At 30.8% G+C, this 15,552-nt stretch carries 18 protein-coding genes; 1 reads left to right on the top strand and 17 read right to left on the bottom strand.

Translation table 11 applies throughout. From position 1 onward, the window contains the following. Positions 1 to 9: 9 nt before the first annotated feature. From MBM09_RS00100 to cyoE, 12 genes are all read right to left on the bottom strand, one after another. The gene (locus MBM09_RS00100; RefSeq protein ID WP_238674766.1) at positions 10 to 1,128 is read right to left on the bottom strand and encodes an efflux RND transporter periplasmic adaptor subunit; all 1,119 of its coding nucleotides are present in this window, start codon (positions 1,126 to 1,128) and stop codon (positions 10 to 12) included. Positions 1,129 to 1,145: 17 nt separating this feature from the next. Beyond that, entirely contained in the window at positions 1,146 to 2,387 is a 1,242-nt protein-coding gene (locus MBM09_RS00105; RefSeq protein ID WP_238674767.1) for an ABC transporter permease, read from the bottom strand. Positions 2,388 to 2,389: 2 nt separating this feature from the next. Then, positions 2,390 to 3,619 (bottom strand): ABC transporter permease, encoded by a 1,230-nt coding sequence (locus MBM09_RS00110; protein ID WP_238674769.1) that lies wholly within the window; start codon positions 3,617 to 3,619, stop codon positions 2,390 to 2,392. Then, entirely contained in the window at positions 3,612 to 4,313 is a 702-nt protein-coding gene (locus tag MBM09_RS00115) for an ABC transporter ATP-binding protein (protein ID WP_238674771.1), read from the bottom strand. The genes MBM09_RS00110 and MBM09_RS00115 overlap by 8 nt, the downstream gene beginning before the upstream one ends. 90 nt (positions 4,314 to 4,403) lie before the next feature. Continuing rightward, a complete protein-coding gene (locus MBM09_RS00120; RefSeq protein WP_238674773.1) occupies positions 4,404 to 4,622 on the bottom strand; it encodes a hypothetical protein in 219 nt (72 codons plus the stop codon). 42 nt (positions 4,623 to 4,664) lie between these two features. Next, the gene (locus MBM09_RS00125) at positions 4,665 to 5,198 is read right to left on the bottom strand and encodes a DUF420 domain-containing protein (protein ID WP_238674775.1); all 534 of its coding nucleotides are present in this window, start codon (positions 5,196 to 5,198) and stop codon (positions 4,665 to 4,667) included. Beyond that, positions 5,191 to 5,934, bottom strand: a complete 744-nt coding sequence (locus tag MBM09_RS00130) for an SCO family protein (RefSeq protein WP_238674776.1) — start codon at positions 5,932 to 5,934, stop codon at positions 5,191 to 5,193. The genes MBM09_RS00125 and MBM09_RS00130 overlap by 8 nt, the downstream gene beginning before the upstream one ends. After that, positions 5,921 to 6,643, bottom strand: coding sequence for a hypothetical protein (locus MBM09_RS00135; protein WP_238674777.1), 723 nt, complete (start codon positions 6,641 to 6,643; stop codon positions 5,921 to 5,923). The genes MBM09_RS00130 and MBM09_RS00135 overlap by 14 nt, the downstream gene beginning before the upstream one ends. A gap of 100 nt (positions 6,644 to 6,743) precedes the next feature. After that, positions 6,744 to 7,124, bottom strand: coding sequence for a cytochrome C oxidase subunit IV family protein (locus MBM09_RS00140; RefSeq protein WP_238674779.1), 381 nt, complete (start codon positions 7,122 to 7,124; stop codon positions 6,744 to 6,746). An 18-nt stretch (positions 7,125 to 7,142) separates the two neighbouring features. Beyond that, positions 7,143 to 8,123, bottom strand: coding sequence for a cytochrome c oxidase subunit 3 (locus MBM09_RS00145; protein WP_238674781.1), 981 nt, complete (start codon positions 8,121 to 8,123; stop codon positions 7,143 to 7,145). A gap of 137 nt (positions 8,124 to 8,260) precedes the next feature. After that, positions 8,261 to 8,842 carry a heme-copper oxidase subunit III gene (locus MBM09_RS00150; RefSeq protein WP_238674783.1) on the bottom strand — a complete coding sequence of 194 codons (582 nt, stop codon included), beginning with the start codon at positions 8,840 to 8,842 and terminating at the stop codon, positions 8,261 to 8,263. Positions 8,843 to 8,844: 2 nt separating this feature from the next. Continuing rightward, positions 8,845 to 9,672 (bottom strand): heme o synthase, encoded by an 828-nt coding sequence (gene cyoE, locus MBM09_RS00155; protein ID WP_370569731.1) that lies wholly within the window; start codon positions 9,670 to 9,672, stop codon positions 8,845 to 8,847. 184 nt (positions 9,673 to 9,856) lie between these two features. Between cyoE and MBM09_RS00160 the strand changes: the two genes are divergently transcribed. Continuing rightward, positions 9,857 to 10,723, top strand: a complete 867-nt coding sequence (locus tag MBM09_RS00160; protein ID WP_238674786.1) for an MBL fold metallo-hydrolase — start codon at positions 9,857 to 9,859, stop codon at positions 10,721 to 10,723. Between the two features lie 108 nt (positions 10,724 to 10,831). Here the strand turns inward: MBM09_RS00160 and MBM09_RS00165 are convergent, their stop codons facing one another. The 5 genes from MBM09_RS00165 to gcvH form a co-directional block, all read right to left on the bottom strand. Beyond that, positions 10,832 to 12,931 carry a gliding motility protein RemB gene (locus MBM09_RS00165; protein ID WP_238674788.1) on the bottom strand — a complete coding sequence of 700 codons (2,100 nt, stop codon included), beginning with the start codon at positions 12,929 to 12,931 and terminating at the stop codon, positions 10,832 to 10,834. A 117-nt stretch (positions 12,932 to 13,048) separates the two neighbouring features. After that, entirely contained in the window at positions 13,049 to 13,837 is a 789-nt protein-coding gene (locus tag MBM09_RS00170) for an energy transducer TonB (protein WP_238674790.1), read from the bottom strand. A gap of 114 nt (positions 13,838 to 13,951) precedes the next feature. After that, positions 13,952 to 14,671, bottom strand: coding sequence for an energy transducer TonB (locus MBM09_RS00175; protein WP_238674792.1), 720 nt, complete (start codon positions 14,669 to 14,671; stop codon positions 13,952 to 13,954). Between the two features lie 59 nt (positions 14,672 to 14,730). Next, positions 14,731 to 15,108, bottom strand: a complete 378-nt coding sequence (locus tag MBM09_RS00180) for a VanZ family protein (RefSeq protein WP_238674794.1) — start codon at positions 15,106 to 15,108, stop codon at positions 14,731 to 14,733. Further along, positions 15,101 to 15,481, bottom strand: coding sequence for a glycine cleavage system protein GcvH (gcvH, locus tag MBM09_RS00185; RefSeq protein ID WP_238674796.1), 381 nt, complete (start codon positions 15,479 to 15,481; stop codon positions 15,101 to 15,103). Before gcvH ends, MBM09_RS00180 begins: the two co-directional genes overlap by 8 nt. Between the last annotated feature and the right edge of the window lie 71 nt (positions 15,482 to 15,552).

Consider the following 15,552-nt stretch of genomic DNA (forward strand, 5'->3'; position numbering starts at 1 on the left):
GTTTTAAAATTAATCATTTTCTTCTTCATCTTTTTCTTCCGACACTTTATTCCAAACCTTAATTTTATCACCTTCTTTTACTCCTTCTGTAATTTCAATATTTATTCCATCAGACAGTCCTAATTCTACATTTTTCTTTTCATATTTCCCATCCTCTAATTTAATCTCAACAAAAGGTTTTTCAGTAATTCTATTATATTGAAGCAGTGCTTCTTTAATAGCTAAAACACTGTCTTTACTTTCTATTTCAATCTCTGCATTAGCACTATAACCTGCTCTAATATTAGTAATGGAATCTATTTTTACATTCGCTTTAATTGTAAATTGAACAGCTCCATTTTCTTCTTGCCCCTTTGGTGCTACAAATGTTAATTTAGCTGGAAATTCTTTTTCTCCTATAGCTCCTAGAATAACTTTAATATCTTTACCTTCTTGAATTTTACCTACTTCAGCCTCATCTACTTTTCCTTCAAAAATCATTAAACTCATATCTGCAATAGTAGCAATAGTAGTTCCTGCGTTAAAGTTGTTACTTTGAATAACCTGATCGCCTTCACGAACTGGGATTTCTAAAATAGTTCCAGAGATTTGTGCAATTATGTTTGTGTTTGCAGAACTTCCTCCTGAAATAGAACCACGTTTTATAATTTGATAATCGTTTTGCGCTTGATTTAGCGTTTCTCTAGCTTGATTATATGAAAGCTCACTATTTTCAAAATCTTGGATTGAAATTACACCTTTATCAAAAAGTTTTTTATTTCTATCGTAAAGCACCTTGGCATTATCAAAAGATAGTTTTGCTGAAGATATTCTACTGCTTGCGCTTACTAAGCTCTGTTCGTTAGGCACTACTCTAATCTTTGCAATTAAATCACCTTTTCTAACCAAATCACCTTCTTCTACTAGTATTTTATCAACTATTCCAGAGATTTGAGGTTTTAACTCAATCTCCTCCTCTGGATTTAATTTACCTGTAGCTACAGCTTTTGTATTAATAGATGTATAAAAAGGCTCTTCAACTTTAAAGTCTTCGATCTCTTTTGAATTTGCATCTTTAAAGTACTTTAATACGAATACTAAAAGTATTAAAACAACTATACCTAAAATAATTTTTACTGTTTTATTCATTTCTATTTTTTGATTGTTTATTCTTCTCTTAATGCTTCAATAGGTTTAACACTTGTTGCTTTAAATGCCGGTATTAAACCAATTAATGTGCCTAATGCTACTAAAATTAATAAGGCAATAAATACTACAAGTAAAGACACTGATGAATTAACTAATGTAGCATCATCGCCTTGACCATAAGCAGAATCTAATGCTATTAAAATCCAGCCTCCGGTTATTATACCAAAAATACCTGCAACTAAAGTTAAAAACACAGCTTCTACTACAATTTGTCTTTTAATTTCAAAAGGTGTAGCACCTAATGCTCGTCGCACACCTATTTCTTTAGTACGTTCTTTTACTGTAATTAGTAATATATTGCCAATGGCAAAAATGCCTGCGATTAATGTAGCAATTCCAACAAACCATGTTAAAAATTGCATACCAGTTAAAAAGCCTGTTATTTTTTTAAAATCGGCACCTAAATTATAACTACCAAGTGCTCGATTATCATCTGGGTGAATTTTATTTAAATTCTTTAATAATAATTTAGCATCTTCTTCAATTTGTTTAATGTTATATTCTGGCTTTCCGGTTATCATCATCCATCCAATTCTATCGCCTTGATTATATACTTGTTGAAATGTGTCAAAAGGAATGTGAATATCTGACTGTGGACCTCCAAAATTACTGACTTCAAAAACACCTATAACTGTAAAATTAAGACTGTTTATTTTAATAAGCCTACCTATTGGCTCAACATCTTTTTTAAATATTTGCTTATATATGTCTTCTGAAATAACAGCTACTTTACGCTTACTATCAATATCATTTTGATTTATAAAACGACCTTTTAATAAATCTTTTTTCTGAACCACATCCAGCAATGGTAAATCTCCAGCTACATTAAACGTTCCTGATAATTCACCATTAACCACAAAACCAGAACTTTGATTTCTAGGAACTACAAACTCTATACCTTCTACTGCAGATTCTATTTTTCTGGTATCAGTTAATTTAAGTGTTACTGCTTTTCCTTCTTGAAAGCCCTTAAATGGCTTGCTGGTATTTTGCCCCCAAATAAAAACACTATTAGTAGCAAAATCTCCAAAAGCCCTGTTAAAAGAGTTTTCCATACCTCTAGCTGCACCTAACAACCCTATTAGAAGTAATATTCCCCACCAAACACCTATCATTGTAATAATAGTACGTAGCTTGTTTTTGGTTATACTTTCGTAAACCTCTTGCCATGTATCTCTATCGAATAAAAATCTAAACATAATTAATCGTTTCTTAAGGCTACTATAGGTTTAATTTTAGATGCTTTTTTTGCAGGTAAATATCCTGCCAATGCACCAGCTGCAACTAATATAATTGTGGCTACAACCACTATTGATGTACTTACACCTGGGTCTTTTATAAAATAATCTACTAGAACTGGTTCTGCCCATTTTAATATACCAACACCAATTAACAAGCCTAAATATCCAGCTATAGCTGTAATAACAATAGATTCAATTAAAATGATAGAAACAATAGACTTTGGTGCGGCACCTAAGGCTTTACGAATACCTATTTCTTTAGTTCGTTCCTTTACAATAAATATCATAATGTTACTAATACCCACAATACCAGCAATAAGAGTTCCTAGACCAATAATAAAAATTATAACACTTAAAACAGTGGTAAATTGATTTACTCCTTTTGTTTGTTGTGCCATATTAAAAACTCTTATAGCTCTTTGATCGCTTGGAGCAACGTCAAATTTTTTCTTAAGGTCTTTTTCTAAATCAAAACCAAAAGCTATGGCTTGGTTTAATTTGAGTTTGGGATTATAGGTGAGATTTATTTGATCGATATAATCGTTATTGCCGTAAATTTGTTGTGCTGTAGAAATTGGCATATACATTAAGCGTTCTTCATTATCGCCTCCATCATCGGTGAAAGTACCAACAACTTTATATTGCACGCCACTTAAATTTATATACTTACCAATAGCTGTTGTTTTTTTAAATAAGTCTTCTTCAACCAATCTTCCTATAACAACTACTTTCGTGTTGTTTTTTAAGTCGTTTTGATTAATATATCGTCCTTCTTTTATTTTTGTTTTTTCAAGATATTGGTGGTCTGGGTGAACAGCTCTTAAACTATAACTGTTTTTTTCGCCTCTAAAAGATGCATTAACGTTTCTGTACAATCTTGCAGTTATATATTGTACTTTATCATCAAATTCGTCTTTTATAAAATCAATATCTTCATTTTTTAATTGAATACGTCTTCCTGCCTGTAATCCTTTATGAGCTTTTGTTGTTCTACCCACACGTACAAACACTCCGTTATTAGCATCATCAACAAAAGCATCTTTAAATGTGTTTTCAAGACCATTGGCAATACCAATAAGTATGGTGAAAAGCATTATGGCAAATGCCACAGTAAAACCAGAAAGTATGGATCTGGTTCTGTTTTTATTCATACTTTGTATTATTTCACGCCAAGTATCTAAATCAAACATATTGTTCTGCTCTTACTTGATTTACTTTTTTGTCTTCCATAATAACTCCATCTCGAAGTCTTACAATACGTTTACACATATTAGCAATATCTTCCTCGTGAGTTACCATCAAAATAGTTTTTCCTTCATCATTCAATTGCTGAATGAATGCCATAATTTCGTAAGATGTAGTTGTATCTAATGCTCCCGTTGGTTCATCAGCTAAGAGTAATTTGGGGTTTGCAGCTAAAGCTCTGGCAATAGCAACACGTTGGTTTTGACCACCAGAAAGTTCTTTTGGTAAGTGATGCGCCCAATCTGCTAATCCTACCTTTTCAAGGTGGAAAAGTGCTTTTTCCTGTCGCTCTTTACGCTTCATGCCTTGATAATATAAAGGTAAAGCTACATTTTCAAGAGCATTTTTATAATTTATCAGATTAAAGGATTGAAAAATAAATCCTAAAAATTTATTTCTGTAAACCGCTGCTTTTTTTTCTGTAAGATCTTTAATAGGTAAACCATCTAATATATATTCTCCTGAATCTGCTTCATCTAACATACCTATAATGTTTAATAACGTGGATTTTCCAGAACCCGAAGATCCCATGATAGCAACCATTTCGCCTTCTTCAACATTAAGGTCAATTCCTTTTAAAACATGTAAACTGGAGTCTCCTATAGGATAGGATTTGTGTAGTTGATTTATCTTTAGCATTACTTTGATTGATTAGTGAAACTACAAGAGCTTTACAATTAGACTTACAACGTAAAGAAATGTTACAAAAAACGATAAAAAAAAATTTTGTTACTTTTTTAACGTATTGTACTTTCTATATATAAAATAGCCAAGACCAGCAACAAGAATGTATGGTATTGCCATTAAATATACAATACCATCATTTATTCCTTCTGCAGCAGTTTGTCCTTCTTCACTTTCTAAAACAGCACGACACATAGCACATTGTGCATTAGTCTCTAAAAAAAAGAGAACAGTAAATAGAAAAATGATGATTTTATTTTTCATATTAAAAGATTCTTAGGCTTAGGCTAAGAATAACAATTAAATTTAAACATAATAGGGTGATATCATGATATAAACAATTACACCAGTTACCGCAACATAAAGCCATAACGGAAATGTAATTTTAGCTATTTTTTTATGCTTTGATATATTATTAGTTATAGCTCTTACATATGTTATTAATACAAATGGAATAACTACAATTGACAATAAAATATGGGTTAATAATATAAAATAGTACATGTACTTAACAAACCCTTCTCCTCCAAACTTAGTAGAATCGCTTGTCATATGATACAAAACGTACATTACCAAAAACAATACAGATAATACAATGGCAAACTTCATGAGCTTTTCATGAGCTTTTCTATTTCCTTTTTTAATTTGAATAACAGCCAAAATTAAAACCAATGCAGTTATTGCATTTATTGAAGCATAAATAGGTGGCAAAAAAATAGGAAGGTCAACATCTAACTTAACTCCAAATAAAATTGCAACCACAACGGGTATAGCAATTGATAATACTACTATTAATTTATTGTATTTTTTATCGTCTAAAATTTGTTCTGATTTACTCATTAAGCAATTTTTTAATATCTTCTTTTAATGCGCTTATTTCTTCTGGTGTTCCATCTTCATCAACTTTTTCTGCTTCTGAAACGATTCCTCTGTAATATATAATAGGATTTCCAAAATCATCTTTTCTAGAACGTATGAATCCATTCTTATCAACTAAAGCGAAATTACCTGAATGTTCAAAACCACCTGCAACATCATCTTCTTCGGCGGTATATAAATTAAAACCTTCATTTGATAATTTATAAATAGTGGCTTTATCTCCTGTCATTAAATGCCAGTTAGGATTAGTAACACCATATTGTTCTGCATATGCTTTAAGAATTTCTGGTGTGTCATAATCTGGATTTATGGTAAAAGATGCCACTCCAAAATTCTCAAAATCTTTAAATGTATTTTGAATTTGAATAAGGTTTGCATTCATTCGCGGGCAAATAGTTGGGCATGTTGTAAAAAAGAATTCTATAACATACACCTTACCTTCATAATCTTTATTGGTTATGGTTTTTCTATCTTGGTTTGTAAACGAAAATGCAGGCACCTTTTTAGGCTCTCCATTAATTTCAATAAAAGCTAAATCTGATTTCTTATTTTTTTTATCGTCTGCAAAATCGCTTCTGCTTTCATTTCTTATAACATCATCGTTAGATATTCTATCTACAATTTTAGGAATAAAAATGATTCCAAAAACAAGAACAATAAATGCTATACCTATATATGAATAATTAGTTTTCTTCATCTTGATTATTTAAATCGTTAGCTCTTCTAGTATCAGAATTAAACTCTCCCTTTCGTTTTTGCCTGTATTCTGTAAATAAAATTCGTAGGTCATCACTCATTTTATTTTTTATTTCAGATACTTCAATACAATCGTAAGCTTCTAAACCTATTTTTGGTTTGTTTTTTTCAATGTCCTTATCTGTTCTATCATCTATACGTCCACGCTGATTTAAGTCTTTATCTACTACAAACACATAATTTGTTGATAAATCTTCTTTTAAGTTTGTTTTACTTTTTAAACTATAAAACACACGTTGTATATCTTTTGGTTCACCAAACACAAAATGCCAAAACCTTAAATCTTCGTAAGAACTTATTTCTGTTTTAAGTTTTTCAGTTTCAGATTCTGTTCCTATTGGCATTAAAACTACAATTTGAAAACGTTTAAACCCTTTAAATTTATCATAGACTAATTCTTTTAAATTAGAAGCTGCAATAGTGTTTTCAATTGGATTGTTACCTAAAAAACCTAATACTGTAATGTGATCTTTTAAAATGATCTTATCATCTGTATTAGAAGTGAACTTATCTAAATCTATAACCGATTCATTAACAATATCAAGTGGTGTATAATTATGGGTTGCCGGATATAAAAACAATAAAAATGTAACAGGAAGAAAGAATAAAATTCCTAAAACTACATATCTACTTACTTTTTTATAATTCATAAAATTATGGCGCTTTTATTGTGAAATAACCATAGTGCAAAAATAAAAAAAGGCGGTTTAAAAACCGCCTTTATAACTCTTATTTAACTAAATAAATTAGTTAAAAATCTCTTTTTATAAATCCTGAAGAATAAACACTTTCTATATATCCTCCTTCTTGTAATAAAATGAATATTAAATATAGAATTAAGAAGATAGCAGTCCAAACCACCATACGTCTTAATGCTTTAACTTCATCTCTCATGTGCATAAAATCCCAAGTAATGTAATAAGCTTTTACAATAGTTAAGATTATGAAAATCCAGTTTAAAATTTTCATGCCTAAAAAATTAGCCATTAAAGATTCTGGTTTATATATACCTAATACAACTTCAATCGCTGTTACTATAGTTAAGAAAATTAAAACTCCCCAAATTTTTTGAGTGTTTGATTTAAATTTAATTAAACCTCTAAATATTTCTAATTTATGTGCGTCTGCCATTTTTTGTTATTATAAAAATTAAACTAGGTAGAAGAATGTAAATACAAATACCCAAACTAAATCTACAAAGTGCCAGTATAAACCAACTTTTTCAACCATTTCGTAGTTTTTGCGTCTTTCGTAAGTTCCTAAAATCACATTAAAGAAAATGATAATATTTATAACTACTCCAGAAAATACGTGAAACCCGTGGAAACCTGTTATAAAGAAAAAGAAATCTGCAAACAAAGGAGAACCATATTCATTAACATGTAAGTTAGCACCTTCTACAACCGCTTTTCCATTTTCTTTTATTTGTCTTAGAGATTCTGCTCTAGACAAAACTGTTTTTTGACCCTCTTCATTTAAAATTTGGGTTCTAACTAAAACATTTTCATGAGATTCTAAACCGTGTATAACCTCATCAACAGTATATGTTGGAAGTGTTCCTTCGCTTACAAACCATAAACCGTTTTTACGCTCATGCGCAGTTCTGTCTTTTTCGCCTGCTGTAACAAAATCTCTTAAAGCTACTCTATGTCCATCCGTATCAACAAATTGTAAAATGTTTCCACCTTTTGTTTGAATAGCACCATAATCACCTTTTATAAATGTTGCCCACTCCCAAGCTTGAGAACCAACGAATATTAAACCACCTATAATGGTTAAAAACATGTAAAGTGTAACTTTAGCTTTATTTAAATGATGACCTGCATCAACCGCAAGTACCATAGTTACAGACGACATAATAAGTATAAACGTCATAAAAGCCACATAAATCATTGGTAGCTCTTGACCGTGTAAAAACGGTACGTGTGTAAATACCTCATCGGCAATTGGCCATGAATCTATAAACTTAAATCTTGAAAATCCGTAGGCTGCTAAAAACCCAGAAAATGTTAAAGCATCTGAAACGATGAAAAACCACATCATCATTTTACCGTAACTTGCTTTTAGTGGTTGGTTACCACCTCCCCAAGTTTTTCCTTCTGTTCCAGTGTTTACAACTGTAGTACTCATATATAATGGTTGTTATTTAAAAGTGGGACAAAAATAATCAAATTATTTATCTAATGAAATATCAAACCCTAAATTATAGGGACTTTAAAAAAAAGTGTGTTTTGATGTTTGATAAGCTCTTATAAATTCTACAAAAATCATCTTACAAAATATAAAAACAAAAAGAGATATACCCACAGTATATCAATAAAGTGCCAGAAAGTTGCCGCCAGTTCGAAACCAAGCATTTTAGTGGCATTATATTTTTGTTTAAAATGATTATAAATTACGACCAATAAACAAATTAACCCAACAACTACGTGCAAAATATGCACAACAGCTATTAAATAAATGTAAGACATGGTTACATTACTAGTTGGACCCGTAAAATTATAGCCTAAATCTATGATTTGTTGAAAGCCTGAAAATTGATTTAAAATAAAAACAACGCCTAAAATAAGTGTTATGAATAACCAAAGTGATGTTGCTTTATTATTTCCTTTTTTTAATGCTTGTTTTGCTAAAATAAATGATACACTACTTAATACAATAACTACTGTACTTATTATAAAAGCATTTGGTAATACAAAATCTTTTAACCAATCTGGCCTGGAGCTACTTACCACAAAAGCACTTGTCCATCCTGCAAACGACATAATAAGTGAAATAATGCCAAACCAAAGCATCATCTTTTTTGCTCTACTATTTTTTTCTTCTTGAGTACCTTGAGTTAAATCCATGGTTATCTTAAAAATTTATCTATAACGTAAACAATTTGTACTAATGTAATATACGATACACTTACCAGCATTAATTGTCTAGCTGCTTTTTCAGTCATTAATTTAAATAATCGTATGGCATAATACAACATCCACAAACCTAAAGCAAAAACAATTATCGCAGCAATTATTGACAATTCCAATCGTCCTGTAAACCCAAAAACAGGAATAATAGACACCAGCATCGTCCAAATAGAGTACATTATGGTTTGTACTGCAGTTCCTTTATCTTGTTTTCCTGTTGGTAACATAAAAAATCCTGCTTTTTCATAATCGTTAAATAAAAACCAACCAATAGCCCAAAAGTGAGGAAATTGCCAAAAAAATTGTAACGCAAATAAAGTTCCTGGTTCAATACCAAAATTGTCTGTTGCTGCTACCCAACCTAACATAAATGGGATTGCTCCTGGAATAGCACCCACAAAAACAGCCAATGGTGTTTTTGTTTTTAATGGTGTGTAAACGCACGCATATAAAAAGATAGAAATAGCACCAAACATAGCTGTTTGCTTGTTAATGGTGTACAATATTATTATACCTAATAATGTAAAAACAGAAGCTATTATAAAAGCAGTTGTAACAGACATTCGTCCTGAAGGAACAGGCCTATTTTTGGTACGACTCATTAATGCATCTAAGTCTTTTTCTATAATTTGATTAAAAGCATTGGAAGCTCCTACCATAAAATATCCGCCAAAAGCCAGTAAGATTAACGTTTTAAAATCAACGGTGTCTACACCTAATAAATAACCAGCAATAGAAGAAAACACAACACTTAATGCTAATCGCATTTTGGTGATTTCTTTAAAATCTGAAATTACAGAAGGAGTTGTTAATGAAGATTTTGAGTTACTCAATATATTGTTTTCTTAATCGCTTTTAATAATGCGAGTGCAAAGATACACCATAAAACCATTTTGAGCAATGCTATCTGTATTTTTAATATCTTTATAAATGTTTTAATATTAGATACTTATGAAGACATTAAAATGTTTAACTTTTATTTTCTTTATTTCAATAACATTTTCTAATTATGCACAACGAAATTTTGATGATGTTATTATTGAAACCGTAAAACTTTCAGATAACGTTTATATGTTAGTCGGAAGTGGCGGTAATATTGGTGTTTCTACTGGTAATGATGGTGTTTTAGTTATCGACAATCAATTTGCTCCTTTAACTCCTAAAATTCTAGAAGCTATTAAATTATTAAGCGACAAACCGGTTAAAATTGTAATGAACACTCATCACCATGGCGACCATACAGGCGGTAATGAAAACTTTGGAAAACTTGGCTCTACCATAATAGCGCATGATAATGTAAAAAAGCGCCTTGAAGCTGAAAGACCAAAAATTGCTTTACCTGTTATTACATTTAATGACAAATTACATGTAACCATAAACGGTGAAGATGTTGCTGTTTTTCATGTTGAAAATGCGCATACAGATGGTGATGCTCTATTATACTTTACAGAAAGCAATGTGCTACATACCGGCGACACTTATTTTAATGGAGGATATCCTTATATTGATTTAAATTCTGGTGGAAGTGTTGACGGTTATATTAATGCCATAAAATCTGGATTAATGGTTATTGATGATGACACTAAAATAATTCCCGGGCACGGAAAAATATCTAACAAAACAGAATATAAATCGTATTTAAAAATGTTAGAAACCTTAAAAACTATTGTTCTAACCGAAATCGAAAATGGTAAAACTGAAGAAGAAGTTGCCAATAACGAAAGTATCACAAAAAAACTTGATGACTTAGGTTACGGAAAAGGCTTTATTAACGGCGAAAGAATACGACGTATTTATTATAATAGCTTGAAAAAGTAATGAAACACTGAAACAAGTTCAGTATGACAAAAAAGATCCCGATATTCATCGGGATTAATTCAACTAACTATTTTGAATACGCTTTTAGCTTTTCTAAATAGAGTTTCATTAAAAATCAAAATACCAATTAAATAAATCGGTTCTTAAACCAAAATTAAACCAAACCGTATTAGTTTTAAATGTTGTTGTAGTTGTTGCGTCTGGGTTAAAATTTCTAACTGTAATATCTGTGAACAACTTTAAGTTAGAAGCTGGATTTATCAAATAACCTGCTTGTAAATTACCATTAAAAACTTTTGTTTTTATACCTTGACCAACTTCAACACCTGTATCAAAAGGTCTGTCGTTGTAGTTTCTGTAGACGTCTGCACCGTAACTAAAATTATCGGTTCCATCGTTAAAATCCAATCCACGTGTACCAAAAATTAATTTTGCATCAGCAAACCAACGTTTATAACGATAACGCCCAATTAAAATAGCTTCACTAAGATTAGCGCCCCATAAATGCGCCATAGATTGATTATTGTGCCCATAATTTGTTGCTATGGTATTATGCGAATACGTATATGGGCGAATTCTGTTGTATTCAAACTGAAGCAATAAATTATCAACCTTAAAAGCATTGAAATATTTTACTCCCAATTGATAACCAAACTTGTTTTTCCAACTTTTATTACCGCCTTTTATATCATTTAAAGAAAATTCATCTAAAACAAATTGACTATACACATTCACATTATCGCTCCATTTGTATTTTGCTGAAGCCCCTAAAATTGCATTTCCAGCATCTTGTCCTGTTTCAAATTCAATAGCTCGATAAAAAATAATTGGATTTAAATAGTTAACATCAAATCCACGGTCGTTAGCGTTCGTCCAAATTACAGATTCAAACAATCCTAAATTAAATCGTTTTGATACATTCCAACTTAAATAATGGTTTGCCATATATTTGGTTAAAAACGCTCCGTCTTCTGTAACTTCTGGACGCACATCTTTTAACCACAACCAAGTATTTGTATATTTTATTTTCCAAAATTTTGTGTTCAATTTTAAAAAGGGATGCGGACTCGCCACATCACTTAAAAGCAATGAACGATAACCGTCTCCTATAAAGTTTTTTCCATGACCAAACTGAATATTAATAAATTTAGCTGGTGCAAAAGATAAGTATGCCTCTGCAACTGGATAGTCATAAGAATCTGATTTAAATCGTTTTGCTATGCCACGACCCGGAATAATTGCTGGATCTGGACCAAAGGCTTTTAAAGTTTCGGAGTACTCATTTACGTATTGAGCAAAACGACCTTGGCTTTCAAAAACTGAAGCATAAAAATTTAATTTTTTTCCTAATCCTCCTTGAACCAAAAACCCTCTGGTATTGTTGTAAGTGGAGTTAAAATCGGCATCAGTATCTTTCCCAACTTGTAAATCAAAAATAGGATCTATAGTAAACCAATAATCTTTACTCTGCAATTCTACCAAATGCTCATTCCATAATTTTCTTCCTGCCCAAGTATCGGTTTCTCTTTTTAATTTTTCTTTTTCAGCATTAAAATCATAGAATTTTGAGACTTCCTCATAAACAAATGGTTTTGAAGCCGTATGACTATTAGTTCCAATAAGATTCATATTTCTATCAAATCTCGAATAATCACTATGTGTAAATTGAATGTTTAACTGACTATTATAAGCCTTGTTTTCAAATACTGTTAAACTAGAATTTACACTATCAAATTCGCTTTTTGCTGCTTCTTCAAGCTTAGAGATTCCGTTTGTTTTTTGACTTTCCTTAGTTTCAACATTTTGATCAACTAGTGGGATTTTAATATTTATTGAATACTGCTTGAAAGTTTTTCTACCATTATAAGTGGCTGGTTTTATTTTAGGAAAGGTTGAAAATACTCTTTTAGCCTCATCCTTTAACTCACTATATATTGCATCAGAATAAATAACTTTAAAATAACCTGTAGTATCTACCTCAAAAAGTACAGCAACTTCTCCTTTATAATTTTCTTTTATTACTTGCTCTGGCACCTTGAAATTATCATAAATGTGTCCGAACACATTCTTATCAAAACAATTTTGCACAGCATTAATATCAATATTTTCACAATTAGGAAAAACAGGTGGTTTTTCAGTTAAAAATCTATCTTGTGAATACGTATTAAATTGAACTAAAAGTAGAAGTAGAACAATGAATTGCTTCATTTTTTTATTAAGAATTATTTTAAGAGTGAAAGATACTATATTTTTAATAATACCTCATTAAAAAACCGCTATCATTATAATGATAACGGTTTTAAAAATTAATATTGTAAGACTTGTTTATTGTACTTGAAAAATGATAGGTAAGTTATAAATAACCCCAACATTTTTATCGCGTTGTTTACCTGGTGTCATTTCCGGGATAAAATTAATAACTCTAACCGCTTCTTTATCTAATTTAGGATGAGGCGATCGTGTTTTAATATTGGTTACATGCCCTGTTTTATCTATGGTAAATTCTACATCAATTTTTTGCTTACCTGTTAAACCATAATCTACAGCGATATCACTACCATTGAACTTTCGTTGAACAAGTTTGGTGATTTTTTCAGACATACACTTTTTTCTTTCATTGTTGTTTTTTGCCTTTTCACAACCTGGATAAATTGGTGCGTTTTGTATTGCAAAAAAAGGAACATTCTCAGGCTCTACTGGTTTTTCTGGTAAATCAGGAATAGCATCTGGGTCAAGAACTGGGTTCTTTATTATTGGTTTAACTGGTGTATCAATAACTGGATTCAAATCAGTCTCATTAGAAACCTGTTTATAGCTATCAGGTTGTTTACTCTTCTTTTGTACGACAGGCTCAATTAATTCAGGTACTTCTGTTATAACAATTGGAATATCTATATAAGTAGGTTCTTCCAATGGAGGTAAGTCGCCATATTCATGAATAGTAGTTTCAAACTTCATTTCAAGCAAACCAAAGGTTGCCAGTAAACAAACAATCAACCCTATTTGAAAGTAAAAGGTTGAGTTTTTTTGTAAATTTGCATCATGCTTTTGTGATTTTTTCACGATTTCCCCATTTTGCCGAATGGGTTCGTGAGTTTTCTTAAGATTACTCATAATTATTATAGTTAAAATGTTAATATTATGATAAAGTCACAATAAGCATACCAAAAAAAGAAATCCCGTTACAAAACTGTAACGGGATTTTATATTATTTAAACTTAACTAAGTTTAATCTTGAACTTGGAAAATTATAGGTAAAGAATATGGAACGTTTACCGGTTTACCACGTTGTTTCCCTGGCTTCATTTTTGGCAATAAACCAATAACTCTAGCAGCTTCTTTTTCTAAACCTGGGTGTGGTGCTCTAGCACGAATACCTGTTATATTTCCTGTTTTATCGATTTTAAATATCACATTAATACGTTGTCTACCAGATAATCCTAAATCACTGGCTAAATCTGTATTAAATTTTTTATTCACAAATTGTGATATTTTTTTAGACATACAGTCTCTTTTTGCAGCATTGTTTCCGCTTTCACATCCTGGAAAAACTGGAACGTTTTCAATTACTGAGAAAGGTACATCAATATCTTCTTCTACTTCTTCTACTTCTACCTCTTCAACTTCAACAATTTCTGTTTCTTGATCAACTTCTGTAGACTCAATAACTGTTTCTTCTACTTCTTCTTCATCCTCAACAATTTCTATCACTTCTGGCGCAGCAGGTGGTGGTGGAGGTGGTGGAGGTGTTTGAATTTGTTCTGTGATTGGAATTTCTTCTTCTAATTCTTCATCAAGATTTAATTGCCCGATATCAATATCAGATTTGTCATAAGTTTTGTAATTGATAGCATAGTTTGTTAAAAATAACATTAATGCTAGACCAATAGCGAAGTATAGTGAGCTGTTACGCCCTACATTTGCTTTAGGATTTTTTTTAGGTTCCATAATTTATTCGTTTATCAAGATTGCTAAAATAACTATTTATTTATCAAAAAAGCAAGTGATTAAGATTTTTTAACGTGTAATCTGTTTTTAAACCACAATGCTAATGATGTCAATAACGCCCCAAGGGTATTTGCCACAACATCGTAAATATCTAAGGCTCTTGAAACTGTCATTGTATCTTGTAATACCTCAATAATTATACCAAATAATACAGAGAGTATAATTGCAAAATAAATAGCTCGTTTTTTTTTAAATTTAAAAGAATTTACAAAGGCACTAAACCACAAAAATACTAACAAGGCGTAGGCAAAAAAATGAAATAATTTATCGCCAAATGAAACACCTATGTTAGGCAAATCATTAATAGTAATTAAACTAACAGTAGCTAAAGCTATTGAATATATTAACGTGATTATTAGTGCAAATTTTTTAAGCACCTATAAGTGTTTTATAATCATCGGCAGACATTAAGCCATCTACTTGTGAGAGGTCTGAACACTTAACTTTTATCATCCAACCATCTCCGTAAGGATCTGTATTTACTTTTTCTGGCTCATCTTCAAGCGATTCATTAAACTCAATAATTTCACCAGATAATGGTAAAAATAAATCTGATACTGTTTTAACAGCTTCAACCGTTCCAAAAATTTCTTCGGCTTCTAATGTTTCATCTAATGTTTCAACCTCAACATAAACAATATCTCCTAACTCACCTTGTGCAAAATCTGTAATACCTATGGTTGCCACATCTTCTTCTATCTTAACCCACTCGTGATCTTTGGTATATTTTAAATCTGATGGAATATTCATATTCTTAATTTAATATTTATTTATTCAGCAAATGTATTTATTCAAAGTTTAAATTCAAACCCTTAACTAAT

The sequence above is a fragment of the Flaviramulus sp. BrNp1-15 genome (genome assembly GCF_022259695.1).
Taxonomy (GTDB): Bacteria; Bacteroidota; Bacteroidia; order Flavobacteriales; family Flavobacteriaceae; genus BrNp1-15.

Bases quoted from the DNA above. Each gene is read 5' to 3' on its own strand.
- MBM09_RS00150 (WP_238674783.1), bottom strand. From the start codon at position 8,842: ATGGATTTAACTCAAGGTACTCAAGAAGAAAAAAATAGTAGAGCAAAA.
- cyoE (WP_370569731.1), bottom strand. From the start codon at position 9,672: ATGCGATTAGCATTAAGTGTTGTGTTTTCTTCTATTGCTGGTTATTTA.
- MBM09_RS00125 (WP_238674775.1), bottom strand. From the start codon at position 5,198: ATGAGTAAATCAGAACAAATTTTAGACGATAAAAAATACAATAAATTA.
- gcvH (WP_238674796.1), bottom strand. From the start codon at position 15,481: ATGAATATTCCATCAGATTTAAAATATACCAAAGATCACGAGTGGGTT.
- MBM09_RS00145 (WP_238674781.1), bottom strand. From the start codon at position 8,123: ATGAGTACTACAGTTGTAAACACTGGAACAGAAGGAAAAACTTGGGGA.
- MBM09_RS00175 (WP_238674792.1), bottom strand. From the start codon at position 14,671: ATGGAACCTAAAAAAAATCCTAAAGCAAATGTAGGGCGTAACAGCTCA.
- MBM09_RS00170 (WP_238674790.1), bottom strand. From the start codon at position 13,837: ATGAGTAATCTTAAGAAAACTCACGAACCCATTCGGCAAAATGGGGAA.
- MBM09_RS00165 (WP_238674788.1), bottom strand. From the start codon at position 12,931: ATGAAGCAATTCATTGTTCTACTTCTACTTTTAGTTCAATTTAATACG.
- MBM09_RS00160 (WP_238674786.1), top strand. From the start codon at position 9,857: ATGAAGACATTAAAATGTTTAACTTTTATTTTCTTTATTTCAATAACA.
- MBM09_RS00120 (WP_238674773.1), bottom strand. From the start codon at position 4,622: ATGAAAAATAAAATCATCATTTTTCTATTTACTGTTCTCTTTTTTTTA.
- MBM09_RS00110 (WP_238674769.1), bottom strand. From the start codon at position 3,619: ATGTTTGATTTAGATACTTGGCGTGAAATAATACAAAGTATGAATAAA.
- MBM09_RS00100 (WP_238674766.1), bottom strand. From the start codon at position 1,128: ATGAATAAAACAGTAAAAATTATTTTAGGTATAGTTGTTTTAATACTT.
- MBM09_RS00115 (WP_238674771.1), bottom strand. From the start codon at position 4,313: ATGCTAAAGATAAATCAACTACACAAATCCTATCCTATAGGAGACTCC.
- MBM09_RS00105 (WP_238674767.1), bottom strand. From the start codon at position 2,387: ATGTTTAGATTTTTATTCGATAGAGATACATGGCAAGAGGTTTACGAA.
- MBM09_RS00135 (WP_238674777.1), bottom strand. From the start codon at position 6,643: ATGAATTATAAAAAAGTAAGTAGATATGTAGTTTTAGGAATTTTATTC.
- MBM09_RS00140 (WP_238674779.1), bottom strand. From the start codon at position 7,124: ATGGCAGACGCACATAAATTAGAAATATTTAGAGGTTTAATTAAATTT.
- MBM09_RS00130 (WP_238674776.1), bottom strand. From the start codon at position 5,934: ATGAAGAAAACTAATTATTCATATATAGGTATAGCATTTATTGTTCTT.